Source organism: Pseudomonas sp. KBN12P06040 (assembly GCF_037574965.1).
Lineage (GTDB): Bacteria > Pseudomonadota > Gammaproteobacteria > Pseudomonadales > Pseudomonadaceae > Pseudomonas > Pseudomonas aeruginosa.
This window is the reverse complement of record NZ_JBBELS010000001.1, coordinates 1670473-1693778: the sequence shown is the minus strand read 5'-3', so window position 1 is coordinate 1693778 and position 23306 is coordinate 1670473. Positions and strand designations below refer to the sequence as shown.

Here is a 23306-nt window from a genome sequence, read left to right as displayed (position 1 = left end):
CCGGCCCTGCAACGAATGCTTCGCGTATGACTGAACTCGCCCTGATCCTGGTCAGCGCCATCCTGGTCAACAACTTTGTCCTGGTGCAGTTCCTCGGCCTGTGCCCGTTCATGGGCGTGTCGCGGAAGATCGAGACGGCCATCGGCCTGTCCCTCGCCACCACCTTCGTCCTGACCCTGGCGGCGATGTGCAGCCATATCCTGCAACGCTACGTGCTGCGCCCGCTGGACCTGGAGTACCTGCGCACCATCGGCTTCATCCTGGTGATCGCGGTGGTGGTGCAGTTCACCGAGATGCTGGTGAAGAAGACCAGCCCGCTGCTGTACCGGGTGCTCGGCATCTTCCTGCCGCTGATCACCACCAATTGCATCGTCCTCGGCGTCGCCCTGCTCAACGCCAACAAGGCTGAATACGGCTTCCTCCAGGCCACTACCCAGGGCTTCGGCGCCGGGCTGGGCTTTTCCCTGGTGCTGGTGCTGTTCGCCGCCCTGCGCGAGCGCATCGCCATCGCCGACGTGCCGGCGCCGTTCCGCGGCGCGGCCATCGGCATGATCACCGCCGGCCTGATGTCGCTGGCGTTCATGGGCTTCAGCGGGTTGGTCCGGCCATGAACGGCGTGTTCCTGGCGATCGGCGCGCTGCTGCCGATCTGCCTGGCCGGCGGTGCGCTGCTCGGCTATGCGGCGGTGCGCTTCCGCGTCCAGGGCGACCCGGTCGCCGAGCAGGTCAACGCCCTGTTGCCGCAGACCCAGTGCGGCCAGTGTGGCTACCCCGGCTGCAAGCCCTACGCCGAGGCGATCGCCGCCGGCGACAAGATCAACAAGTGCCCGCCGGGCGGCGAAGCGACCATCCGCGCCCTCGCCGACCTGCTCGACCTGGAGCCCGAGCCGCTCGACGCCGCCGAGGAAACCCCGCCGCGGGTAGCCTACATCCGCGAGGCCGAATGCATCGGCTGCACCAAGTGCATCCAGGCCTGCCCGGTGGACGCCATCGTCGGCGCCGCACGGCTGATGCACACGGTGATCGCCGACGAATGCACCGGTTGCGACCTGTGCCTGGAGCCCTGTCCGGTGGACTGCATCGAGATGCGCGAAACCCCAGACGACGTGCGCCACTGGAAATGGCCGCAGCCGTCGCCGCGACTGATCGCCAGCGACCGGGAGCGAGCGGCATGAGCGCCCTGCACGCCTTCCCCGGTGGCCTCTGCCTGCCGGCCAACAAGGAGCGCTCCACCGCCCTGCCGATCCAGCAGGCGCCGCTGGCGCAGCGCTACATCGTGCCGCTCGGCCAGCACATCGGCGCGCCGGCGCGGCCTTGCGTGGAAGTCGGCCAGGCCGTGCTCAAAGGCCAGACCATCGCCCTCCCGGACGGCACCGTCAGCGCCGCGCTGCATGCCCCGACCTCGGGGACCGTGGTGGCGATCGGCGCACACCCCTATCCGCATGCCTCCGGTCTTCCCGCGCCGGCCATCGTCATCGCCAGCGACGGCCTGGAGCGCTGGACCGAGCTGCATCCCTGCCCGGACTTCCGCGCCGAAAGCCCGCTGGCGCTGCTCGAACGTATCCGCGCGGCCGGCATCGGCGGTCTCGGCGGCGCCGGCTTCCCCACCGCCGCCAAGCTCGCCGCGCGCCCGGCGGACAAGATCCATACGCTGGTGGTGAACGGCGCCGAATGCGAGCCCTACATCAGCGCCGACGACCTGCTCATGCGCGAGCGCGCCACGCAGGTGCTGGGCGGCATCGATATCCTGGTGCAGATCCTGCGCCCCGAAGAGGTGCTGGTCGGCATCGAGGACGACAAGCCGGAAGCCATCGCCGCCCTCGGCGCCGCCCTCGGTGAACGGCCCTATCGCATCGTCGCCCTGCCGACCCGCTATCCCTCGGGCGGCGAGCGCCAGCTGATCCAGTTGCTCACCGGCAGGGAAGTCCCCGCGGACGGCCTGCCGGCGGACATCGGCATCCTGTGCCAGAACGTCGGCACCCTGGCCGCCGTGCACGATGCCGTCGTCCTCGGTCGGCCGCTGATCTCGCGGATCACCACCCTCGCCGGCGGCGCCCTGGAGCGGCCGATGAACGTCGAGGCGCTGATCGGCACGCCGGTGCACGAGCTGCTGGCGTTCGCCGGCCTCGCCGAGGGACGCCTGCAACGCGTGCTGATGGGCGGGCCGATGATGGGCTTCGCCCTGCCCGATCTCTCGGTGCCGCTGATCAAGACCTGCAACTGCCTGCTCGCCGGCGATGCCACGGAGCTGCCGGAACCAGTGCCGGCCATGCCCTGTATCCGCTGCGGCGACTGCGCCCAGGTCTGCCCCGTCAGCCTGCTGCCACAACAACTGCATTTCTTCGCCCTGGGCGACGAGCACGAGCAATTGCTCGCCCACAACCTGTTCGATTGCATCGAATGCGGCGCCTGCGCCTACGTCTGCCCGTCGAGCATCCCCCTGGTGCAGTACTATCGCGCGTCCAAGGCGGAGATCCGCGAGCAGCGGCAGAAGTTGCTGAAGGCCGAACAATCCCGTGAGCGTTTCGAGCAACGCCAGGCTCGCCTGCGCCGCGACGAGGAGCGCCGGGCCGCAGAACGCGCCCAACGCGCCGAGAAGGCCGCGCTGGCGCGCGCCGCCCAGGCCGAGCGCGAGGAAGCCGCCCCCGCCACGGCGGTCGACCCGGTGCAGGCGGCGATCGAGCGGGCCAGGGCGCGCAAGCAGGCCGGTAGCGGCAGCGAACGGCTGAAGCGGCTGAAGATCGAAGCGAGCATGGCGCGGGTGGCCCTGAAGAAGGCCGAGAAACAGTTGCTCAGCCACGACACCCCGGAACAGCATGGCCTGGTCGCGGAACTGCGCGCCGCCGCCGAGGCCGCCGACAAGGCCCTGGCCGATGCCGAAGCCAGCCTGCCGCGCGACCTACCCAGCGCACCGCCTGCCGCGCTCGACGACGAAGCCGAACTGAAGAAGGCCAAGGCCCAGGCCGCCATGGCCCGCGCCCAGCTCAAGCGCTCGGAAAAGGCCTTCGGCGAAGCGCCCGGCGCCGAGCAGCGGGCGACCCTCGACGAACTGCGCGCCGAGGTCGAGCGTTGCGAAGCCACCCTGGCCCGCCTCGAGCGTCACGCGCCGAAGCCCGCGGCGCCCGGCGACGACGGCCAGGCGGCGCTGAAGCGGGCGAAGATCGCCCTGGTCGGCAAGCGCGCGGCCTTGAAGAAGGCCGAGCAGGCCGGGGTGATGGACAGCGAGCTGGAACGCCTGCGCGGCGAGCTGCAAGCCGCCGAGCGCGACCTGCATGCCGCCGAGGACGCCTGCGGCAAGCCGGCGCCGGAGCTGGTGCGGATCGACAAGCGCCCGGTCGACCCGCACACCCGCGAGCTGAAGACCGAGCTGGCCTACGCCCGCGCCGCCCTGAAGAAGCTCGAACGCCTGGCGAACGCCGACCCCGCCGCACTCGCCGCCGCCCGCGCGCGCCTGAGCGCCGCCGAGCGCGCCCTGACCGAACACGGTACGGAGTGACCATGGCCCTGCCCCGCCCCACCTCGCCCCACGCCCGCGGCTCCAACCGTACCCCGGCGATCATGCGCCTGGTGCTCGGCGCCTGCGTCCCCGGCCTGCTGACGCTGACCTGGCTGTACGGCCCGGGCACCCTGCTCAACCTGGCCTGGGCCAGCCTCGTCGCGCTGGCCTGCGAAGCCGCCATGCTGGCCCTGCGCAAACGTCCGCCGGGGGTGTTCCTCAAGGACGGCAGCGCGCTGGTCACCGCCCTGTTGCTGGCCGTCGCCCTGCCGCCCTACGCCCCCTGGTGGCTGACCCTGGTGGCGACCTTCTTCGCCCTGGTATTCGGCAAGCACCTGTACGGCGGCCTCGGACAGAACCCGTTCAACCCGGCGATGCTCGGCTACGTCGTGGCGCTGGTCTCGTTTCCCCTGGAAATGACCCGCTGGCCCTCGCCGGACAGCGCCCTCGGCCTGCCCGACAGCCTCCGCGAATTCCTCGGCCTCGCTACCCGGCCGGACGCCTGGGCCCACGCCACCGCCCTCGACGTGCTGAAGACCGACCGCAGCCTGACCGTCGACGAGCTGTTCGCCGGCAACCCGGCCTTCGGCCATCTCGGCGGCGCCGGCAGCGAGTGGGTCAACCTGGCGTTCCTCCTCGGCGGCCTGTTCCTGCTCTGGCGCCGGCTGTTCACCTGGCACGCGCCGCTGGGCATGCTCGCCGGCCTGTTCGCCATGAGCCTGCTGTTCTGGAATGGTTCCGGCTCCGATTCCCATGGCTCGCCACTGTTCCATCTGTTCAGCGGGGCGACCATGCTCGGCGCCTTCTTCATCGTCACCGACCCGGTGTCCGGCGCCACCAGCAATCGCGGGCGGCTGGTCTTCGGCCTCGGCGTCGGCGTCCTCACCTACGTCATCCGCGCCTGGGGCGGCTATCCCGATGGCGTGGCGTTCGCCGTGCTGCTGATGAACCTGGCGGCGCCGACCATCGACTACTACACCCGGCCGCGCACCTACGGCCATCGCAAGGCCGAGCGCGGCTTCAAGGCAGGCGACTGATGGACGCCGCGACTCGCCGTTCGATGCTGCGCAATGCCCTCCTGCTCGGGCTCTTCGCCCTGGTCGGAGTGGGCCTGGTAGCACTGGTGCAGCAATTCACCGAAGCGCGCATCGCCGAAGCCCAGCGCGAGGCGCGCGGCCGCGCCCTGCTGGAACTGCTGCCGCCGGGCAGCTACGACAACCATCCGCTGGACAGCCAGGTGCCAACCTTCGCGCCGAAGCTGCTCGGCCTGGATGCGCCGCGTCCGGCCTATGTCGCCCGCCTGCACGGCCAGGCCAGCGCAGTGATCCTCCAGGCCAGCGCGCCGGATGGCTACAGCGGCGCCATCCAGCTACTGGTCGGGGTCACCGCCCAGGGCCGGCTGCTCGGCGTACGGGTCGTCGCGCACAAGGAAACCCCCGGCCTCGGCGACCGCATCGAACTGGCCAAGAGTCCCTGGGTGCACGGTTTCGACGGCAAGAGCCTGGGCGATCCGGCGGACGCCGGCTGGGCGGTGAAGAAGGACGGCGGTACGTTCGACCAGTTCGCCGGCGCCACCGTCACCCCGCGCGCCGTGGTCCGCGCCGTGCACAAGGCGCTGCGCTACTTCGACGCCAACCGCGAACGCCTGCTCGCCCCCGAAGAGGCTGCCGGACATGAGTGAACAAGATTTCCGCGAGATCGCCCGCAACGGCCTGTGGCGCAACAACCCGGGTCTGGTCCAGTTGCTCGGCCTGTGCCCGCTGCTGGGCACCAGCAACTCGACGGTCAACGCCCTCGGCCTGGGCCTGGCCACCATGCTCGTGCTGGCCTGCTCCAATGCCGCGGTATCGTTGGTGCGCGGCGCGGTGAGCGAGGCGATCCGGCTGCCGGCGTTCGTCATGATCATCGCCGTGCTGACCACCTGCATCGAACTGCTGATGCAGGCCTGGACCTACGAGCTGTACCAGGTCCTCGGTATCTTCATCCCGCTGATCACCACCAACTGCGTGATCCTCGGCCGCGCCGAGGCCTTCGCGGCGAAGAACGGCGTGCTGCGCGCCAGCTTCGACGGACTGCTGATGGGCCTCGGCTTCGCCCTGGTCCTGCTGGTCCTCGGCGGCCTGCGCGAGCTGCTCGGCCAGGGTACCCTGCTGGCCGACATGCACTTGCTGTTCGGCCCGGCGGCGGCGGACTGGAAGATCCAGCCGTTCCCACAGTACCAGGGCTTCCTGCTGGCGATCCTGCCGCCGGGCGCGTTCATCATGCTCGGCCTGCTGATCGCCCTGAAGAACCGTATCGATGAAAGCCTGGCGGAACGCGCCAAGGTGCAGGCGGGCGACGTACCCGCCACCCAGCGCCAGCGCGTCCGCGTCACCGGAGTGATTGAATGAATGCCGCCAAGCGCGCGGAGATCTTCCGCCGACTGCACGAAGACAACCCCGAGCCAAGGACCGAACTGGCCTACACCACCCCCTTCGAACTGCTCATCGCGGTGATCCTCTCCGCCCAGGCCACCGACGTCGGGGTGAACAAGGCCACCGCCCGCCTCTATCCGGTGGCCAACACCCCCGAGGCGATCCACGCCCTCGGCGTCGAGGGGCTGTCGGAGTACATCAAGACCATCGGCCTCTACAACAGCAAGGCGAAGAACGTCATCGAAACCTGCCGCATCCTCATCGAAAAGCACGGCGGCCAGGTCCCCGACAACCGCGAGGACCTCGAAGCCCTGCCCGGGGTTGGCCGCAAGACCGCCAACGTGGTGCTCAATACCGCTTTCCGGCAACTGGCCATGGCGGTGGACACGCATATCTTCCGCGTCGCCAACCGCACCGGCATAGCACCGGGAAAGAACGTTCTGGAGGTGGAGAAGAAACTGCTGAAGTTCGTGCCGCGCGAGTACCTGCTCGATGCCCACCACTGGCTGATCCTGCATGGCCGCTACGTCTGCAAGGCGCGCAAGCCGCAATGCGGAAGCTGCCGGATCGAGGACCTGTGCGAATACAAGCACAAGACTTCAGACGATTGATCAACTATTCGAAATCCTATCTTTACGATTGAAAAAATCTTTTTTACCAGCCACGGCTTTGTCGCTATAAGGTGCGCCATTACCACCCCATAAGTTGGAGTGAATGTCATGGCAAAAGCCAAAGAAGAACTCGAGATCGACGACGAAGCCGGCGTTGAAGAGGATGACGGCGAGGAAACCAGCGTCGAGGTGGCCAAGACCAACCTGACCAAGCGTCGCATCATCGACAACCTGCTGGAAGAACGCCGCCTGCAGCGCCAGTTGTCGGACTACGACTTCGACCTGTGAGCAGCGCCGTCCACACCGCAAGCAAGCCCCGCAATTGGCGGGGCTTCGTTTTTCCGGCGGCCATGAAAAGCCCGCCGAAGCGGGCCTGAACACCAGTGCGATCGAGCCGAGACCGCCATGCCCAGCCGGCACGCGCCGGGCGGCGGCCACGGCAACCGCTATCCGACGGTTGCCGTCCCGGCCGTCCCGGATAACGCCGTCAGGGTCGCAGTTCGAACAGCGCCGGCAGCGGCGGCCACTCCGAAGGCACCTTGCGGAAGCGACTGAAGCCGGCGGCCTCGGCCATCTGCCGCGCGCGGTCCTCGCCCATGAAGGCGCCGAGGCCCTCGCCGCCGTGGGACAGCGAACAGGTCATGCAATACAGCGTGCTCTGCGGGTACATCACGCGACCGAACAGGTTCATGTTCTCGTGCAGTTCCTGCGACAGGTTGAGTTCCACCATCAGGTAGGTCCCATCGTCGGCGGTCGACTCGCGCAGGTCCTTCATCATCTGCTGCGGGTCGGTCGCGTCGTGGATGACCACGAAGGTCGTGACGAAGTCGAACTTCTTGCCCGCCAGCGCATCGGAATCGCTGACCTCGAAGCGCACCCGGTCGCCGACCCCCGCGGCCTCGGCGTTCGCCCGCGCGCGTTCGATGGACGGCGCGTGGAAGTCACAGCCATAGACCTGGGCTTCGGGGAACGCCTTGGCCATCATGATCGCGGCCAGCCCGCTGCCGCAGCCGAAATCGAGCACGCTGCCACCCGCCTGGAGCTTTTCCTTGACGCCATCCAGCGAAGGGATCCAGTGCTGCACGAGGAAGTGCTTGTACCAGGGCATGGTCATGCGCTCCATGCCTTCCCAGGTTTCCAGCGGGAAGGATTCCTCGGGGCAACCGCCGCCGCAGCGGAAGGCCTCGATGATCTTCGGCGCCATGCTCACGAAGGGCACGCTCAACTGGATGATCCCGCCGGCGAAATAAGGCGAGTCCTCGTCGGCGAGCACCGGGACGAACTCGGCCGGCAACCGATAGCTCCTGCTCTGCGGATCGTAGGCCAGGTAGTTGCCGGTGACCATGCTGCCCAGCCATTCGCGCAGGTAGCGGGTGGTGTAGCCGGTCTGCTGCGCCAGCTCCTCCAGGGTCACCCATTGGCCATGGGCGAGCGCCTTGAACAGCCCCAGGCGGTCGCCGATGTAGAGCATCGCGCCGCGCAGGGTATTGCCGTAGTCCTCCATGATCCGCGCTGAAAACTGCTTGACCTTCGCGGTTTCGATCTCGTTAGCCTTTGTCATTCTTGTTCTCCGTTGATGTGCAGTACCGCCGCCTCTGGCGGCGGGTGATTCAGTGGTGGCTGGCGACCTTGTCCAGCACCTTGTCGACGATGGTCCCGGCCATGCCGAGATGGCTCCGCGGCTCGAACAGCCTGGCCAGGGTTTCCTTCGGCATGACGGCGCCCACCCGCGGATCCGACTCGAGCGCCTGGCGCATCGGAATCCGCTTGCGCTGGCAGGCCTGGGTGATCTCGAAGATGATTTCGTAAGCGCTGCTCTTGCCCAGTTGCTTGGCCATCTCGAAGACGAACGCCTCGGTACAGATCGCATCGCTGTATGCATTCGCCGTCCGCGCCATGGTCTCGTCGTGGACCGTGAGCCCGTCGATGGTGTCGGTCAGCAGCGACAGCGCCATCAGCGCATAGTGGGAAACGTCCGCCACCGCACACCATTCCAGGCGCGTGCCGCGGTAGTCCCGCTCGTGCTCGAGGATCATGGCGTCCAGCGCGAGCAGGACCTGGGCCTTGGCCAGCCGGGCCAGCACCACGACCTGCTCGCAGCCTTCCGGATTGCGCTTGTGGGGCATGGTGCTGCTACCGATCTGCTGCTGCGTCCAGCCCACCTCCAGCTCGCCGATCTCCCAGCGGTTCAGGGTGCGGATCTCGTCGGCGATCCGCGCCAGGGACGCGGTGACCATGGCCAGGGTACTGACGAACTCGGTAACCCGGTCGCGGGACACGTGCCAACCCGCCAGCGGCACGTCCAGCGACAGCCGCCGCGCGAAGCTTTCGAGCAGGAGCATGGCCTCGTCGCCGAAGGCGGCCATCGTGCCCACGCCGCCGAACAGTTGCACCACCAGGATCCGCTTGCGCGCCTCGCCCAGGCGTTCGCGGTGACGCAGCAACTCGTCGATCCAGCCGGCCACCTTCAGCCCGAAGGTGGTTGGCAACGCCGGGATCGAGTGGGTCCTGGCGACCATCAGCGCATTGCGGGTCCCGCTCGCCAGCACCGAGAGCCGGTCCAGGAGGATGTCCAGCGCCCGCTCCGTTTCATCCAGCACATCGCGCATTTCCAGGGACTGCGCGGTGTCCTGGATATCCTGCGTGGTCGCGCCGAAATGCACGTACTCGCGCGCGCTGGGGCTGCAGTTCCGTTGCAGCGCACCCAGCAGGGGCATCAGCGAGTGCCCGGTGCTGGCCACGCCGTCGGTGATCTGCTGCAGGTCGACGGCCGAAAGCCTGGCGGCCTTCGCGATCTCCAGCGCGGCCTCGGGCGGAATGACGCCGACATCGGCCTGCGCCAGCGCCAGCGCCGCCTCCACGTCGAGCCAGCGTTGCAGGCGGCAGTGGCTACAGAAGATCCGTCGGCTCACCGGACCGGCGTAGCCGCCGCCATGGGTTTTAGAGTCAACGATGTGACTGTGTTCGTGCTTGCAGGACGACTCGGCCGGTGCGCCGCCGAAGCTCTGCGGATGCGCGGTGCACGAGGAACGGGCAAGCATTTCCAGCGATTCAGCATCCATCACCTATCCTCCATCACGTACTGGGACTGACCGGGATTTCCTTGGGAAGAGGCGGCGCCTTCGAGCCTGTCGCCCGACGCGCCGGTTCGTGGTTTGTCGGCGACCAGGTCGACCATCTCCGCGGCGAGGCCGACGTAGCCGACGGGGTCGAGCAGTTCTTCGAGCGCCTCGGCGCTGAAACAGCCGCGCAACCTTGGCTGCCCGAGCAGCGCCTCGCGGAACGGAACGCCCTGCCGCTGGGAGGCCTGGGTTATCTCATGGAGCAGTTCGTGGGCGGTCTGCTTGCCGAACTGCCTCGCCAGCGCGAGCATGACCCGCTCCGACAGGATCAGCCCACCCAGCAGGTCGAGGTTGGTGCGCATGCGTTCCTCGCGCACCTCGAGCCCCTCGGCCAGCACCGCCTCCATGCGGGTCAGCAAGGCTCCGGCGTAGACGAACAGCTCCGGCAACGCCGCCCACTCGATGCGCCAGGCGGTGCCGTCGCGCTCGTGCAACTGGAACGCGGCATCGGTGAGCGCCACCATCTGCGCCCGCACCAGCCGCGACAGCGCGCTGACCAGGTCGACCGACGACGGGTTCCGCTTGTGCGGCATGGTGCTGCTGCCCACCTGTCCCGGCCGGCTGCCCTCGCGTACCTCGTCGATTTCGCTGCGCTGCAGGTGGTAGATCTCGTTCGCCACCCGGCCCAGCGTCACCGACACCTGGACCAGCAACCCGGCAACCTCCAGCACCCGGTCCCGGGCGCTGTGCCAACTGGTCGACGGCGCGCCGAGGCCAAGCCTGGCCAGGGTTCGCCGCTGTAGCTCGAAGCCCTGGGCGCCGAACGACGCCAGGGTTCCCACGGCACCGGTCAGGTTGCCGACCAGGACGCGTTCGCGCGCTTCGTCGAAGCGCGCCAGGTGACGGTCGATTTCATCCACCCAGACGGCGACCTTGTAGCCGAAGGTCGTGGGCAGCGCCTGCTGCCCGTGGGTGCGTGCAACCATCGGCGTGTGCTGGTGGCGCAGGGCAAGCGCCAGCAGATGGCCACGGATCGAGTGCAGGAGCCCGAGCGCATGGCCCCAGGCTTCCTTGACCTGCAGCATCAGCCCGGTGTCGAGGATGTCCTGGGTGGTCACGCCATAGTGCACGTACTCCCCCCAGCTACCCTCGCACGACCTCGCCAGGGCGCGGATGGTAGGCACCAGTAGGTGCCCTGTCTCCAGGCTTTCGCGGCCCAGTTGGGTGAGGTCGAAGCGCTCCACCTGGGCGGCGCGGTCGATCTCCCGCGCCGCCTCGTGGGGGATGATGCCCATCTCGGCCTGGGTCGCCGCCAAGGCTCGCTCGACATCCAGCCACCTCCGCACCTGGTTGGTATCGGAAAAGATCGCGGCGAATGCCGGGGACGAGTAGGCGCCCCCGTGTATACGGGATTCCGTAATGTGACTTGGCATTTTCGAGTGCTCGCTTTGTCCCGGTGGAAGTCACTTGACGCTCTGCATCTCTTCCCAGATCGCGTCGTAATAGGCCCTTTCCACACGGAAGTGCTGCGATAGCGAGGTCAGGAACGCATTCTGGAACTGCACGTCCGGAATCCGCCGCGCGATGAGTTGCCATTCGCGCTTGGCCCGCGGCGGTACGAGGCTGATGTGGACCTTGTAGTACTCCGCCTGGTCCTCGCTCAGGCCGGCCTGGAGCAGGGCCCGATAGAGCTTTTCGTGGTTCCCCGGCACGACCAGTTCGGTGATGTAGAACACCGCCAGCCCCCAACCGACCTCGGCATGCCGGAAGGCACGGGCGCGATTGTTCAGGTAGGCGATTTCCTCGGGCATCGTCGAGACGGCCTGGAAGTCCGCCTCCAGGCCGATGGCTTCGAGCAGCTTGGCCAGCAGGCGCGGATGCGAACCCTTTTCGTCTTCCTCGCCCAACTCGCCATAGAGGTAGCGCGCGAGCGCCGCGGCCTCGTCCACATCGGTCAGGTTGACCAACAGATCGGCCGCATCGCGGTACAGGCGGAAGGTGCGGAACCACTGGTGACGGAGGAACACCTGGAGCTGCGCGCGGGAGGCCGAGCCGGAGAACACGTACTGCGACATCGGGTGCCGCTCGCGGGACTGCGCGGCGATTTCCTGTTCGAGACGCTTCTGGAAATCCTCCTCGGACAGCGCCCTGGAAAGATCGGCGGCGGGCATGAAACGCTCTTCGACGCGATAGATCGCCCGGGCCATCCAACGCCGGGTCTGGGCGGTCGCCACGTCGTCGCTCAACGAAAGGACGTAGAGCAACTGCTGGTACGCGGCATAGGCCTGGCGGTCGCCCTTGAGCCCTGCCTCGGCCAGCGCGGCCAGCTTGCTCGCGGCGCTATCGATCTGGCGGGAAGTAGCGTGGACGGCCAGCGCATCGGCAACGCTGCGTGCTTCATCGATGGGCAGGTTCTGCAACTGCGGCAGGGAAAAATTGCGGGTATTCATCCTGTACTCCTTGTTCTTGTTCTGGATAGGCATCAGGCCATGGCCAGGGAATTCGCCTGCATCTGCTCCCAGAGCAGGTCGAAGTAGGCCCGGTTGATTTCGAAGTGGCGCGCCAGCGACTGCATGAACTTGCGCTGGAAGTCTTCGCTCGGCGCGAACTTGGCGATCAGCGCCCACATCTCCTCGGTATCGATCTCGTCCTGGGTGCCGTGCAGGCGATGGAACTCGCTGGGTTGCTCGGGCACGCCCAGGCGCTGCAGGAGTTCGTAGATGCGCCGGTGGTTGACGCAGCTCACCGACTCGACCGCGTACAGGAGCGCAAGGCCCCAGGCGACATCGGTGTGCCGCACGCAACGGATACGGTTGTTGAGGTAGGCCTTCTCCAGCGGATGCAGCGCCGGGAAATCGATGCGCAGCGGAATGTCGAAGTAGGTCATCAGGTGGGACAGCAACGCGGGGTGCGAGCGCTCCGGCGTCTCCGCCCCGGCCTCGCCGTAGAGGTTGCGGTAGAACACCGAGGCGTCCTCGATGTTTTCGAAGCGGAAGGCCAGCTCCGCCAGGAGGCTGTAGAAGTTGTAGGAACGGACCCAATGGTGTTCCAGGAAGAAGCGCACGTCCTCGACCGGCGGCGTGCCCTGGAACAGGTGGACCGACATGGGATGGCGCACCCGGCTGCGCGCCTCGATCTCGGCGTCGACCTTCTTGCGGAACTCCTCCACCGGGACGGCGCTGAAACCGGCCGGCTCGGGAGCGAAACGATCCTCGACCAGGTAGACCTGGCTCGCCATCCAGCGGCGGGTCGGCTCCGTATGCGGATCGCTGCCTACATGCAGTTCCAGGAGCAACGCCTGGTACTGCGCGTAAGCCGAAGCATCGCCGCCCAGGCCTTTGGCCGTGACCGCGAGAATCGCCTCGAGCGCGAGCGTGATCTGGTCCAGGGAGGCACCCGGTTTCAAGGCTTCAGCCAGGAGAACCGATGCATTTCGGGCAGGTTCCGACATTGTCCGCTGGTGGCGGATATTCATATCGGAGGAAGAATTGCAGCATTGCTGTAACGGATTTGAAGTCATTTGGATCACCCTTGTTTTTGTTGTTGTGCGGGGCGACCGTAAAGCTTGCCACGGTGGCAAGGTCAAGCAATGCAGCGGCCTTGTCGGCGGACAACGGAGTTCGCCGAAAGGTGCTCTTCGATAACATTGGATGCGCTGCGAAAAACCCCGAGCTAAAGGCCTGCGAATCCATCGGCGAATAACTTTTAGGGTTTCCTGTCAGCGCCTCTTGCCGTTCACATAACTGTCACCTCGCGGCCGACTGAAATATTGATTTACAAATTCCAAAGAGTTCTTTCCACAATAGCCAAGCGCCATTGATGGCATATGGAACGCGAACTTCAATGAAAATCATTTTCCTATTGCCGGCACTGGGCGAAACGCTACTATCCGACCCTACGCCTGCGTCATGCCCATGCACTCAACGGCCCTCCGGATAACCGGCCTCGCTCAACGCCTCGAGGAATGCGTGCTTGTCCAGAGTGCTCTCGACCCTGGCCTCGCGCCGAGGGGGATCGGTCTCTACGCGCGCCTGGGGATCGACGCCGTGCAGGATACGGGTGACAGTCTTGGCACAACCGCCGCAGGTCATGTTCGGAATATGGAAAGAAAACATCGCAACCTCCTGGTTTGTTGACTCCTGCGAACCATGAGTCCTGCCATCGTGACAAGGTCAACTCATAAATCTCTCAGGTAAACTAAACTTTCAAGAATTCATATGAATAGTTCCAGAGGTTATTCCGCAAACTTAAAACAACGAGCAAAGCCAAGTTCGAACATATAGAACAACTCCGCCAGACAACCGAGATACCGCGTCAGCCAGCTCCACTCACCATTGAAGAACCTCTCGACGATATTCTCCGTGCGGCGCGAGCGCAGAGGCACAGGAGTGACTTCGTTCAATAAGAAACGGCGGGCAGCCGTAACGTACCTGAAGAACAGTGAGAAAGTAATGCTTCCCCACTCTTCTGAACATTGAAGTCCCGAGCAGATACTTTCCATCTGCCCTCTTCACTCATCCATCTGAATGAACTACCGAAAAGAGTTCGGAACCGACTTATCGATAAGGCGGACAGGGACGAGCGATCCGCGCCAGGCAATCCGTACTCCCGGGGTTCGCCAAATAACCGGAGGACGCGCCGCACGGCCCTCGACCCAGGCAGTCGAGCGAAGGCCGGCGGCCGGAAGCCGCCGGCGGCTGATCAGGAGCGACTGTCGCGCTGCCGTGCCACGCCTGGAGAGGTATCGTCGGTAGCCACGCCACAGCGCCGCGCCCCCGCACAGGCTTCCCAGCCACCACCCAGCGCCTTGTAGATACCCACGACGGCAAGGCGCTGCTCGGTGCGCGCGATGCTCAATGCGCGCCGGCTGAGGTAGTCCGAGCGTTCCGCCTCGAGCACGTCCAGGTACTCGCCGTCCCCCTGGACGAAGCGTTCCCGGGCCAGGCGCGCCGCCTCGCGATTGGCCGTCGCCTCGAGCAGGCGCAGGCGGAGCCTGTCAGCGGCAGCGCCATAGCCGTTGAAGGCATCATCGGTCTCCTGCAGGGCGCGCAGCACCGTCCGGTCGTAGAGGATCAATGCCTCCTGCGCACGGGCTTCGCTGGCGGCGATCCGCGCCCGCACGCGACCGCGGTCGAGTAACGCCCAGCGAATCACCGGGTTCAAGACGTTGAAGGACGTACCACTCTCGTCCAAAGCATCGAGATTGCCGGCGACCAGGCCGATCGAGCCGCGTACCTCGACCTGCGGATACAGCCCCGCGGTCTCGACGCCGATACGTGCGGTCGCGGCCGCCAGGTTGCGTTCGGCCGCGGCGATGTCGGCGCGACGCGCCAGCAGTCCCCCCGGGTCGCCGACCCCGAGGGTGCGGAGCGTCAGCCTTTCCCCGGAGGCGCGGGCGACCGGCGGGCTGAAGGCCTGCGGGGCTTCCGCGAGGAGAACGGCCAGCGCATTGCGGGTGGCGGCGCGGCGCCGTTCGAGGTCGGGCACGGCCGCCTCGACGTTGTGCAATAACGCTTCGGCGCGCAACCGGTCGAACTCGTGGGCGGAGCCGGCGCTGACCAGGCGCTCGACCATCTCCAGGCTGTCGCGCTGGTTGCCGGCGATGTCATGGACCACCGCAAGTTCGGCCTCGATGCCCTGTAGCTGGAACCAGGTCATGGCAACCGTAGCCGCGACGCTCGCCTGCACGTTGCGCAGCAGGGCCTCGCGCGAACCCGCCTGCGCCTCGGCGGCCTCCACCGAGCGCCGCACCCGGCCGAACAGGTCGATTTCCCAGGAAGCATCCAGCGCGCCGCGATAGGTCTCGATGTCGCGCTGCTGGCCGGCCGGTGTTTCCACCTCGCCGCGCCGCCGGGCCTGGTAATCGAACGCCGGCCCGCCGCGCGGCAGGAACTCCTCGCGGTTCTCGCGCAGCAGCGCCTTCGCTTCGTCCAGGCGCGCGCCGGCAAGGGCGATGTCGAGGTTCGCCGCGAGCGCCCGCTGGATCAGAGACTCCAGGGCTGGCTCGTCGAACCCGCGCCACCACTCGATTTCCACGCCACTGCCATCGATACCCGCCGGCATCGCGCCGAAGCTGGCCGGTGCGGACGCGCTCGGCGGCGCATAGTCGGGCCCCACCGCGGCACAGCCGCCCAGCAGGATCAGCGCGCTCAACGAAGACCGCAGGTATGGCTTCATGGACGGCCTCCCTCCAGATGCGCCAGGCTGCCGCCGGCGCGTGGCTCCAGGCGCGCCGCCAGTGCCCGTACCAGTACGTAGAACACTGGCGTGAGGAACAGGCCGAACAGCGTCACCCCGAGCATCCCGGCGAATACCGCGACGCCCATGGCCTGGCGCATTTCCGCTCCGGCGCCGCTGGCCATGACCAACGGCACCACGCCGGCGATGAACGCCAGCGAGGTCATCAGGATCGGCCGCAGGCGCAGGCGGCAAGCCTCGACCACCGCCTCCAGCGCACGGGCGCCCTCGGCCTCCAGCGTGCGGGCGAACTCGACGATCAGGATCGCGTTCTTCGCCGCCAGGCCGACCAGCACCACCAGCCCGATCTGGACGAACACGTTGTTGTCGCCGCCCACCAGCCACACCCCGGCGATCGCGCTGAGCAGGCACATCGGCACGATCAGCAGGACCGCCAGCGGCAACAGCCAGCTGTTGTACTGCGCGGCGAGGATCAGGTAGGCCAGCAGCACGCACAGCGGGAAGATGAACAGCGCGCTGTTGCCGGCCAGCTTCTGCTGGTAGGTCAGGTCGGTCCATTCGAAGGTCATGCCCTCGGGCAGCACTTCGCCGGCCAGGCGCTCCATCAACGCCACCGCCTGTCCCGAACTGACGCCGGGAAGCGCGCCGCCGCTGATATCGGCCGACGGATAGCCGTTGTAGTGGATCACCCGGTCGGGACCGGAGCTGGGCGTCACGGTGACGAACGAGGACAGCGGCAACATCGCCCCGGCGGCATTGCGTACCTGCAGGCGCCCGATGGCTTCGGCCTGCATGCGGTGCGGCGCATCGGCCTGGGCAGTGACCTTGTAGGTGCGACCGAAGCGGTTGAAGTCGTTGATGTACAGCGAGCCGAGGTAGACCTGCAATGCCTCGAACACATCGGCCAGGCGAACGCCCTGGCTCTTCACCTTGGTGCGGTCGACCACCACCTCGAGCTGCGGGGCATTGATATCGAAGCTGGTCATCAAGCCCCCGAGCTGGCCGGACTCAGTGGCCTTCATCATCAGCACCTGGGTCTGCCTGGCCAGGGCTTCCAGCCCGGCGCCGCCGCGATCCTCGACCTGCATCTTGAAGCCGCCGATGGTTCCCAGCCCCGGTACCGGCGGCGGCGGGAAGACCCCGAGGAAGCCGTCGGGAATGCTGGCGAACCTGGCTTGCAGGCGCCCGGCGATGGCCAGCGCGCCGAGATCGGCGGAGGTGCGCGATTCGAACGGATCGAGCATGAAGAACATGACCGCGGCGTTCGGCACGTTGACGAAACCGTTCACCGACAGGCCCGGGAAGGCCACGACGCTCTCCACCCCCGGCTCCTCGAGGCCGATCCGGGACATCTGCCTGACCACCGCATCGGTACGCTCCAGCGACGCTCCGTTCGGCAACTGGGCGATGCCGACCAGATAGTACTTGTCCTGCATTGGCACGAAGCCCGGTGGCACCGCCTGGAAACCGACCCAGGTCAGGCCAAGCAGGCCCCCATACACCACCAGGGCCAGGCCGCTCACCCGCACCACCTTGCGCACCGCGTTGCCGTAGGCCTCGGGGGCATTTCGCAACGGTCGGCCGAGGGCCTGGAGCAGTCGCTGGAAACGCCCCGCCACCGCATCTCCGGCCGGCCGCGGACGCAACAGCAGGCCCGCCAGGGCCGGGCTGAGGGTCAGCGAGTTGAGCGCCGACAGGATGGTGGAGATGGCGATGGTCAGGGCGAACTGACGATAGAACTCGCCCTGCAGGCCACTGAGAAAGGCCGTGGGGATGAACACCGCCGCCAGCACCGAGGTGATCGCCATGATCGGCCCGGTGACCTCGTCCATCGCACGCCGCGCGGCCTGGAGCGGCGGCTCGCCGTTCTCGATGTGGCGCTCGACGTTTTCCACCACCACGATGGCGTCATCGACGACGATGCCGATCGACAGCACCAGGCCGAACAGCGACAGGGTATTCAGCGAGAAACCCATCAGATGCATGATGGCGAAGGTGCCGACCAGCGAGACCGGCACGGCCATCAGCGGAATCAGCGAAGCACGCCAGCTACGCAGGAACAGCACCACCACCACCACGACCAGCAGGATCGCCTCCAGCAGGGTGGTGGCCACGGTCTGCAACGAAGCGCGGACGAACACTGTCGGGTCGTAGGCGATGCGCGCGCTCAGGCCGGCCGGGAAGTTGCCTTCGAGCCTCGCCACGATGGCACGCACCGCCTCGGCGGTATCCAGCGCGTTGGCTCCGGGGCTCTGGACGATCTGCAAGGCCACCGCCGGCTCGCCGTCCAGCAGGCTGCGCAGCGCATAGGCATCGCCGCCCATCTCGATCCGCGCGACGTCGCGCAGGCGCGTCACCTGGCCGTCGGCGCCGGTGCGGACGATGATGTCGCCGAACTGCTCTTCGTCGCTCAGGCGCCCGAGGGTATTCACCGTGACCTGGAAGGCCGCGGTGGAGTCCGGCGCCTGGCCGACAGCGCCGGCCGCCACCTGGACGTTCTGTTCGCGAACCGCGGCGATCACCTCGCCCGCCGTCAGCCCGCGCGCGGCGATCAGGTCGGGGTCGAGCCACAGGCGCATGCTGTATTCGCCGGCGCCCCACACCACCACATCGCTGATCCCCGGCAGGCGCAGCAGTTCGTCGCGCACCTGGAGGTAGGCGTAGTTCGAGATGTACAGCGGGTCGTAGCGTTGTTCCGGCGACAGCAGGTGCACCACCATGAGGATGTCCGGCGAGGTCTTCTGGGTGACCACGCCCTGCCGCTGCACCTCGTCGGGCAGGCGCGAGAGCACCCGCGAGACCCGGTTCTGCACCTGGATCTGGGCCATGTCGGGATCGATGTGCTGGTCGAAGGTGATGGTCAGGATCATTCGCCCGTCGGTGGCCGACTGCGAGGACATGTACAGCATCCCCTCGACCCCGGTGATCGCCTGCTCCAGTGGCGTCGCCACCGTCTGCGCGATCACGTCGGGGTTGGCGCCGGGATAGGCGGTGGTCACCTGCACGGTCGGCGGCGTCACCGCCGGGTATTCGCTCAGCGGCAACTGGAAGAACGAAACGATGCCTCCGATCATCATCAGCACCGAAAGAACGATGGCGAAGATCGGCCTATCGATGAAGAAGCGTGGGAATGTCATTGTGCGGCCCCCACGGTCTTCGACAGGTCGACGGGCGTGCCATCGATTTCCGCAAGGAGCGGCGTGATCTGCATGTCCGGCCGCACCAGGCCCTTGACGACGATGCGCTCGCCCGGCTGCAGGCCCTGGCGGACGACCCGCAGGCCGTCGACCATCGGGCCAAGTTCCACCGGCCGGTACTGGGTCTTGTTGCCTTCGTCGACGACCAGCACATAGCGCCGGCCCTGGTCGGTGCCGATGGAATGGTCGGCGACCAGCACCTGCGCGCGAGGCTTGCCGGTCTCCAGCCTGACCTTGGCGAACAGCCCCGGCGTCAGTTGCCCGTCCGGGTTGTCGACCACCGCCCGAACCCGGACCGTGCCGGTCCCGCGGTCGGCGGCATTGGCGAGGAAATCGAGGCGACTGCTTCGTCCATAGGACTCGTCGGTGAGCAACGCCACCTTGACCCTGGGGGCCTGCTCGCCCTCCCTGCCGCGGGTCGGCGCCAGGGCCTGCAGGTAGGTGCGCTCGTCGACATCGAAGTACACGTACAGCGGATCGACCGAGACGATGCTGGTCAGCGCGGTGACGCCATTGGTGACGTAGTTGCCCTCGGTGACCTGGATATGCCCGACACGCCCGCCGATCGGTGCCGTCACCCGCGTGAAGCCGAGATCCAGTTGCGCCGCGTCGAGGGCGGCCCTGGCCGCATCGACCTGGGCCTTGCTGGCATTGCGCGAGGCGATGGCGCTGTCGAGCCGCTCCCGGGCGACGACCTTCCGCGCATACAGCAGCTCGGCTCGCTCGTGTTCGGTGCGCGCCAGCAACGCCGCGGCCTCGGCCTCGCGCAGGCGTGCCCTGGCGGCATCCTGCGCCGCCTTGAACACGCGCGGGTCGATGAGGAACAGTTGCTGGCCCTTCTCTACCAGGCGGCCTTCCGGCACCGTAACGTCCTGGATGTAGCCGGCGACGCGCGGCCGTAGTTCTACCTGCTCGACAGCGGTCAGCGAGCCGGTGAACTCGGCGTAGGGTGTCACCGGGCGAACCACCACCTCGGCGACGGGAACGCTTGGCGGGGCGCTCGCCGCCCCGGGCGGCGCCGATTCCCCGCAGCCAGCGATAAGGGCCGCGACGCCTAGCGTCGCGGTGATGCGGATGAAGTGTCTGAGATTCATTGTTATGCCTTCCTGGTCTGAGCCTGCGTGGCCTGGCTGGACGAAACCGCTTCCGTGGCCGGTTATCGACCTTGACACCTTGGTAAGGTCAACCCCCCTTTTTCCGTCCTCATGGCGAAGGCGCAGCGAGCTTTCGGCAGCTCACCGGAGGCGGGACACCTGGCACGCTCGGAGACGCAGCGGGCAGCCCGGGAGGGTGGCGGAGGCAGGCCGACCGGCTATCGACGGCCAGCTCAGGGAAGAGGCGAAAAACCCTGTAGGAAGGGAAGTCCGGCAAAGGGCCGGTCGCCGGGACGGGGACGATCCCGATCTCGCAGCCGGTTGCCGGCCGCATGGTAAAATCCGCCTTTGACCGTGAAGCTCGAGGCACTGAAAATGCGCATTCTCCATACCATGATCCGGGTCGGAAACATCGATCGCTCGATCGATTTCTATACCCGGGTGCTAGGCATGACCCTGCTCAGGAAGAACGACTATCCCGACGGCCAGTTCACCCTCGCCTTCGTGGGCTATGGCAACGAGGCGGATTCCGCGGTGATCGAGCTTACCCACAACTGGGGCGTGGATGCCTACGAGATCGGCACCGGCTACGGCCATATCGCCATCGAGGTCGACGACGCCTACCAGGCCTGCGACGACATCCGCAACAACGGCGGCCAGGTCACCCGCGAAGCCGGGCCGATGAAGCACGGCACCACCGTGATCGCCTTCGTGACCGACCCGGACGGCTACAAGATCGAACTGATCCAGAAGTCTTCCTGAACGGCCCCGGCTATCGCTTTCAGCAATCAGGAACGAAGAACCCCGGCTCATGGCCGGGGTTCTTCGTTCCATCGCAGGCGGCGCACGTCGGTCAGGACAGCGTGCGGCCCTTGTTCGCGGCGATGCGCATGCGCAGCGCGTTGAGCTTGATGAAGCCCGCGGCATCGGCCTGGTTGTAGGCGCCGCCGTCTTCCTCGAAGGTCGCGATGTTGGCGTCGAACAGCGAGTCGTCGGACTTGCGGCCCACCACCACGACGTTGCCCTTGTACAGCTTCAGGCGCACTACGCCGTTCACGTTGACCTGCGAGGCGTCGATCATCTGCTGCAGCATCAGGCGCTCCGGGCTCCACCAGTAGCCGGTGTAGATCAGGCTGGCGTACTTGGGCATCAGCTCGTCTTTCAGGTGGGCCACTTCGCGGTCCAGGGTGATCGACTCGATGGCGCGGTGGGCCTTGAGCATGATGGTGCCGCCGGGGGTCTCGTAGCAGCCACGGGACTTCATGCCGACATAGCGGTTCTCGACGATGTCGAGGCGGCCGATGCCGTTGATCCCGCCGACGCGGTTCAGCTCGGTGAGCACCTCGGCCGGGGTCATGTCCTTGCCGTCGATGGCGACGATGTCGCCCTTGCGGTAGGTCAGCTCGATGTAGGTCGGGGTGTCCGGCGCGTTTTCCGGGGAAGCGGTCCACTTCCACATGTCTTCTTCGTGCTCGGTCCAGGTATCTTCCAGCACGCCGCCTTCGTAGGAGATATGCAGGAGGTTGGCGTCCATCGAGTACGGCGACTTCTTCTTGCCGTGGCGCTCGATCGGGATGCCGTGCTTCTCGGCATAGTCCATCAGCTTCTCGCGGGACAGCAGGTCCCACTCGCGCCAGGGCGCGATCACCTTGACGCCGGGCTTCAGCGCGTAGGCGCCCAGCTCGAAGCGGACCTGGTCGTTGCCCTTGCCGGTGGCGCCGTGGGAGATGGCGTCGGCGCCGGTCTCGTTGGCGATCTCGATCAGGCGCTTGGCGATCAGCGGACGAGCGATGGAAGTGCCCAGCAGGTACTCGCCTTCGTAGACGGTGTTGGCGCGGAACATCGGGTAGACGAAGTCGCGGACGAATTCTTCGCGCAGGTCGTCGATGTAGATTTCCTTGACGCCCATCGCGCGGGCCTTGGCGCGAGCCGGTTCGACTTCCTCGCCCTGGCCGAGGTCGGCGGTGAAGGTCACCACTTCGCAGTTATAGGTATCTTGCAACCACTTCAGAATTACCGAGGTATCCAGGCCGCCGGAATACGCCAGGACTACCTTCTTCACATCCGCCATGCCATCACTCCACGGGGGTCGTCACGAAAAGCGACAATTCTACGCAGGGCATTCGGGAAATTACAGAGGGGCGACAGCTTTAGACGCAAAAGCGACAGATTCTATCGTTTGCGCGACTCAAACCGTGGGTTTTCCCTGAAGCGAGGCGGCCGGAGGCTTCGGTGCGGCAGGTTCTGCCGCGGGCGGCGCCGGCTTGTCCTCGGCCTTCGGCGCTTCCGTCGCCGGCTCGACCACCGCCTCGCGCGACAGGTGCACGGTGACCCGGCGGTTGCGCGCACGGTTGGCGGCGCTGTTGTTGGCCACCAGCGGGTAGCGCTCGCCGTAGAAGCGCACGTTGATCTGGCTTTCCGGCACCCCGTTGCTCTTCAGGTACTCCTGCACCGCCAGCGCGCGGCGGCGCGACAGGTCGCGGTTGGTCAGGCGGTTGCCGCTGTTGTCGGAGTGCCCGTCGAGTTCGATCCGGTTGATGCTCGGATCGGCCTTGAGCAGTTGCAGGATGATGTCCAGCTTGGCTCGCGCCACGTCGTTCAGCGCCGTGCCGCCGTCGGGGAAGCCGACCTGGGCCAGCTTGACCTGCTCGAAGTTCACCGGCAGCAGCTTGGCGATGCAGGCCTGGTACTGGCTGTAGACGCTGGCGAAGCGCGCCGGCAGCAGGCGCACCTCCAGGCGATCGCCCTGCCAGGTGCGATGGCGGACCAGCGGGCTGCGCCCCTCGAGCAGGCCGGTGAGCAACCGACCGGCCTGTTGCTGGCTGCTGTTGAACGGCACCTCGCCGCTGCCGATGCTGACCTGGCCAAGGTTGATGTCGCCCTGTCCCGGTCGCCAGGGCGGCGCGGCAGCCAGCAGGGTCGCCGACCCGCGCCCCAGCCACTGGGCCTCGGGCTTCAGGCGGAAGGTCGCCTGCTCGCCGGCACGCCGGACGAACTCGCCGACCCCGAAATTCGCCACCGGCTGCGACAGGCGGCATTCGAACTGGTCGCCTTCGACCTTCCACTCGACGCTCTCCAGCCGCGTCTGGAAGGTCACCGCCAGTGCCGGCAGGCTGCTGAGCAGGAAAGGCAATAGAAGAAGGCGCGGCTGCACGACGGCGGGCTCCGGGAAAGCGTCCAAATACGAAGGATGTATCGGACGGGCCGGACAAAACTTGATAGCGAGTGCCCCGCC

The 23306-nt window shown here is 66.8% G+C and carries 22 protein-coding genes; 9 read left to right on the top strand and 13 right to left on the bottom strand.

The window, feature by feature from the left end; all coding sequences use genetic code 11:
- The first annotated feature begins 26 nt into the window (after positions 1 to 26).
- From rsxA to VQ067_RS07945, 8 genes are all read left to right on the top strand, one after another.
- Positions 27 to 611 carry an electron transport complex subunit RsxA gene (rsxA, locus tag VQ067_RS07980; RefSeq protein WP_003092041.1) on the top strand — a complete coding sequence of 195 codons (585 nt, stop codon included), beginning with the start codon at positions 27 to 29 and terminating at the stop codon, positions 609 to 611.
- A complete protein-coding gene (gene rsxB / locus VQ067_RS07975; RefSeq protein WP_003092043.1) occupies positions 608 to 1174 on the top strand; it encodes an electron transport complex subunit RsxB in 567 nt (188 codons plus the stop codon). Before rsxA ends, rsxB begins: the two co-directional genes overlap by 4 nt.
- Entirely contained in the window at positions 1171 to 3495 is a 2325-nt protein-coding gene (gene rsxC, locus VQ067_RS07970; RefSeq protein ID WP_033991449.1) for an electron transport complex subunit RsxC, read from the top strand. Before rsxB ends, rsxC begins: the two co-directional genes overlap by 4 nt.
- Before the next feature lie 2 nt (positions 3496 to 3497).
- Complete coding sequence (locus VQ067_RS07965) at positions 3498 to 4532, top strand: RnfABCDGE type electron transport complex subunit D (protein WP_023081525.1); 1035 nt, start codon at positions 3498 to 3500, stop codon at positions 4530 to 4532.
- Positions 4532 to 5176, top strand: a complete 645-nt coding sequence (rsxG, locus tag VQ067_RS07960) for an electron transport complex subunit RsxG (protein ID WP_003092047.1) — start codon at positions 4532 to 4534, stop codon at positions 5174 to 5176. The genes VQ067_RS07965 and rsxG overlap by 1 nt, the downstream gene beginning before the upstream one ends.
- On the top strand, positions 5169 to 5885 hold the full coding sequence (locus VQ067_RS07955; protein ID WP_003107418.1) for an electron transport complex subunit E: 717 nt from the start codon (positions 5169 to 5171) through the stop codon (positions 5883 to 5885). Before rsxG ends, VQ067_RS07955 begins: the two co-directional genes overlap by 8 nt.
- On the top strand, positions 5882 to 6520 hold the full coding sequence (nth, locus tag VQ067_RS07950; protein WP_003092050.1) for an endonuclease III: 639 nt from the start codon (positions 5882 to 5884) through the stop codon (positions 6518 to 6520). The genes VQ067_RS07955 and nth overlap by 4 nt, the downstream gene beginning before the upstream one ends.
- A gap of 108 nt (positions 6521 to 6628) precedes the next feature.
- A complete protein-coding gene (locus tag VQ067_RS07945; RefSeq protein ID WP_003092052.1) occupies positions 6629 to 6808 on the top strand; it encodes a PA3496 family putative envelope integrity protein in 180 nt (59 codons plus the stop codon).
- 199 nt (positions 6809 to 7007) lie between these two features.
- On the opposite strand, the gene VQ067_RS07940 is transcribed toward VQ067_RS07945, so the two are convergent.
- The 11 genes from VQ067_RS07940 to mexP form a co-directional block, all read right to left on the bottom strand.
- Positions 7008 to 8081, bottom strand: coding sequence for a class I SAM-dependent methyltransferase (locus tag VQ067_RS07940; RefSeq protein WP_003092054.1), 1074 nt, complete (start codon positions 8079 to 8081; stop codon positions 7008 to 7010).
- Positions 8082 to 8130: 49 nt separating this feature from the next.
- Entirely contained in the window at positions 8131 to 9582 is a 1452-nt protein-coding gene (locus VQ067_RS07935; RefSeq protein ID WP_033991452.1) for a class-II fumarase/aspartase family protein, read from the bottom strand.
- Entirely contained in the window at positions 9582 to 11015 is a 1434-nt protein-coding gene (gene purB, locus VQ067_RS07930; protein ID WP_033991454.1) for an adenylosuccinate lyase, read from the bottom strand. The genes VQ067_RS07935 and purB overlap by 1 nt, the downstream gene beginning before the upstream one ends.
- A 30-nt stretch (positions 11016 to 11045) precedes the next feature.
- Positions 11046 to 12032: an HOASN domain-containing protein gene (locus VQ067_RS07925; protein ID WP_033991455.1), complete on the bottom strand. Its 987-nt coding sequence runs from the start codon at positions 12030 to 12032 to the stop codon at positions 11046 to 11048.
- Positions 12033 to 12064: 32 nt separating this feature from the next.
- Positions 12065 to 13102, bottom strand: a complete 1038-nt coding sequence (locus tag VQ067_RS07920) for an HOASN domain-containing protein (RefSeq protein WP_033991456.1) — start codon at positions 13100 to 13102, stop codon at positions 12065 to 12067.
- A complete protein-coding gene (locus VQ067_RS07915; RefSeq protein ID WP_162491999.1) occupies positions 12993 to 13274 on the bottom strand; it encodes a hypothetical protein in 282 nt (93 codons plus the stop codon). The genes VQ067_RS07920 and VQ067_RS07915 overlap by 110 nt, the downstream gene beginning before the upstream one ends.
- Positions 13275 to 13502: 228 nt before the next feature.
- The gene (locus VQ067_RS07910) at positions 13503 to 13697 is read right to left on the bottom strand and encodes a heavy-metal-associated domain-containing protein (RefSeq protein WP_003092060.1); all 195 of its coding nucleotides are present in this window, start codon (positions 13695 to 13697) and stop codon (positions 13503 to 13505) included.
- A 119-nt stretch (positions 13698 to 13816) separates the two neighbouring features.
- A complete protein-coding gene (locus VQ067_RS07905) occupies positions 13817 to 14083 on the bottom strand; it encodes a hypothetical protein (RefSeq protein WP_033991457.1) in 267 nt (88 codons plus the stop codon).
- A gap of 200 nt (positions 14084 to 14283) precedes the next feature.
- The gene (gene opmE, locus VQ067_RS07900) at positions 14284 to 15759 is read right to left on the bottom strand and encodes a multidrug efflux transporter outer membrane subunit OpmE (RefSeq protein ID WP_033991458.1); all 1476 of its coding nucleotides are present in this window, start codon (positions 15757 to 15759) and stop codon (positions 14284 to 14286) included.
- Positions 15756 to 18917 (bottom strand): multidrug efflux RND transporter permease subunit MexQ, encoded by a 3162-nt coding sequence (mexQ, locus tag VQ067_RS07895; RefSeq protein ID WP_033991460.1) that lies wholly within the window; start codon positions 18915 to 18917, stop codon positions 15756 to 15758. Before mexQ ends, opmE begins: the two co-directional genes overlap by 4 nt.
- Entirely contained in the window at positions 18914 to 20071 is a 1158-nt protein-coding gene (mexP, locus tag VQ067_RS07890; protein ID WP_003124272.1) for a multidrug efflux RND transporter periplasmic adaptor subunit MexP, read from the bottom strand. The genes mexQ and mexP overlap by 4 nt, the downstream gene beginning before the upstream one ends.
- Positions 20072 to 20446: 375 nt before the next feature.
- Between mexP and gloA the strand changes: the two genes are divergently transcribed.
- A complete protein-coding gene (gene gloA / locus VQ067_RS07885) occupies positions 20447 to 20833 on the top strand; it encodes a lactoylglutathione lyase (RefSeq protein ID WP_003110007.1) in 387 nt (128 codons plus the stop codon).
- Between the two features lie 91 nt (positions 20834 to 20924).
- On the opposite strand, the gene VQ067_RS07880 is transcribed toward gloA, so the two are convergent.
- Both VQ067_RS07880 and motY read right to left on the bottom strand, forming a co-directional pair.
- Positions 20925 to 22142, bottom strand: coding sequence for an argininosuccinate synthase (locus VQ067_RS07880; RefSeq protein WP_003092065.1), 1218 nt, complete (start codon positions 22140 to 22142; stop codon positions 20925 to 20927).
- Positions 22143 to 22259: 117 nt separating this feature from the next.
- A complete protein-coding gene (gene motY, locus VQ067_RS07875) occupies positions 22260 to 23225 on the bottom strand; it encodes a flagellar protein MotY (protein WP_003138116.1) in 966 nt (321 codons plus the stop codon).
- Positions 23226 to 23306: the final 81 nt, after the last annotated feature.

Bases quoted from the DNA above. Each gene is read 5' to 3' on its own strand.
- rsxA (WP_003092041.1), top strand. From the start codon at position 27: ATGACTGAACTCGCCCTGATCCTGGTCAGCGCCATCCTGGTCAACAAC.
- rsxB (WP_003092043.1), top strand. From the start codon at position 608: ATGAACGGCGTGTTCCTGGCGATCGGCGCGCTGCTGCCGATCTGCCTG.
- rsxC (WP_033991449.1), top strand. From the start codon at position 1,171: ATGAGCGCCCTGCACGCCTTCCCCGGTGGCCTCTGCCTGCCGGCCAAC.
- VQ067_RS07965 (WP_023081525.1), top strand. From the start codon at position 3,498: ATGGCCCTGCCCCGCCCCACCTCGCCCCACGCCCGCGGCTCCAACCGT.
- rsxG (WP_003092047.1), top strand. From the start codon at position 4,532: ATGGACGCCGCGACTCGCCGTTCGATGCTGCGCAATGCCCTCCTGCTC.
- VQ067_RS07955 (WP_003107418.1), top strand. From the start codon at position 5,169: ATGAGTGAACAAGATTTCCGCGAGATCGCCCGCAACGGCCTGTGGCGC.
- nth (WP_003092050.1), top strand. From the start codon at position 5,882: ATGAATGCCGCCAAGCGCGCGGAGATCTTCCGCCGACTGCACGAAGAC.
- VQ067_RS07945 (WP_003092052.1), top strand. From the start codon at position 6,629: ATGGCAAAAGCCAAAGAAGAACTCGAGATCGACGACGAAGCCGGCGTT.
- VQ067_RS07940 (WP_003092054.1), bottom strand. From the start codon at position 8,081: ATGACAAAGGCTAACGAGATCGAAACCGCGAAGGTCAAGCAGTTTTCA.
- VQ067_RS07935 (WP_033991452.1), bottom strand. From the start codon at position 9,582: ATGGATGCTGAATCGCTGGAAATGCTTGCCCGTTCCTCGTGCACCGCG.
- purB (WP_033991454.1), bottom strand. From the start codon at position 11,015: ATGCCAAGTCACATTACGGAATCCCGTATACACGGGGGCGCCTACTCG.
- VQ067_RS07925 (WP_033991455.1), bottom strand. From the start codon at position 12,032: ATGAATACCCGCAATTTTTCCCTGCCGCAGTTGCAGAACCTGCCCATC.
- VQ067_RS07920 (WP_033991456.1), bottom strand. From the start codon at position 13,102: ATGACTTCAAATCCGTTACAGCAATGCTGCAATTCTTCCTCCGATATG.
- VQ067_RS07915 (WP_162491999.1), bottom strand. From the start codon at position 13,274: ATGGATTCGCAGGCCTTTAGCTCGGGGTTTTTCGCAGCGCATCCAATG.
- VQ067_RS07910 (WP_003092060.1), bottom strand. From the start codon at position 13,697: ATGTTTTCTTTCCATATTCCGAACATGACCTGCGGCGGTTGTGCCAAG.
- VQ067_RS07905 (WP_033991457.1), bottom strand. From the start codon at position 14,083: ATGGAAAGTATCTGCTCGGGACTTCAATGTTCAGAAGAGTGGGGAAGC.
- opmE (WP_033991458.1), bottom strand. From the start codon at position 15,759: ATGAAGCCATACCTGCGGTCTTCGTTGAGCGCGCTGATCCTGCTGGGC.
- mexQ (WP_033991460.1), bottom strand. From the start codon at position 18,917: ATGACATTCCCACGCTTCTTCATCGATAGGCCGATCTTCGCCATCGTT.
- mexP (WP_003124272.1), bottom strand. From the start codon at position 20,071: ATGAATCTCAGACACTTCATCCGCATCACCGCGACGCTAGGCGTCGCG.
- gloA (WP_003110007.1), top strand. From the start codon at position 20,447: ATGCGCATTCTCCATACCATGATCCGGGTCGGAAACATCGATCGCTCG.
- VQ067_RS07880 (WP_003092065.1), bottom strand. From the start codon at position 22,142: ATGGCGGATGTGAAGAAGGTAGTCCTGGCGTATTCCGGCGGCCTGGAT.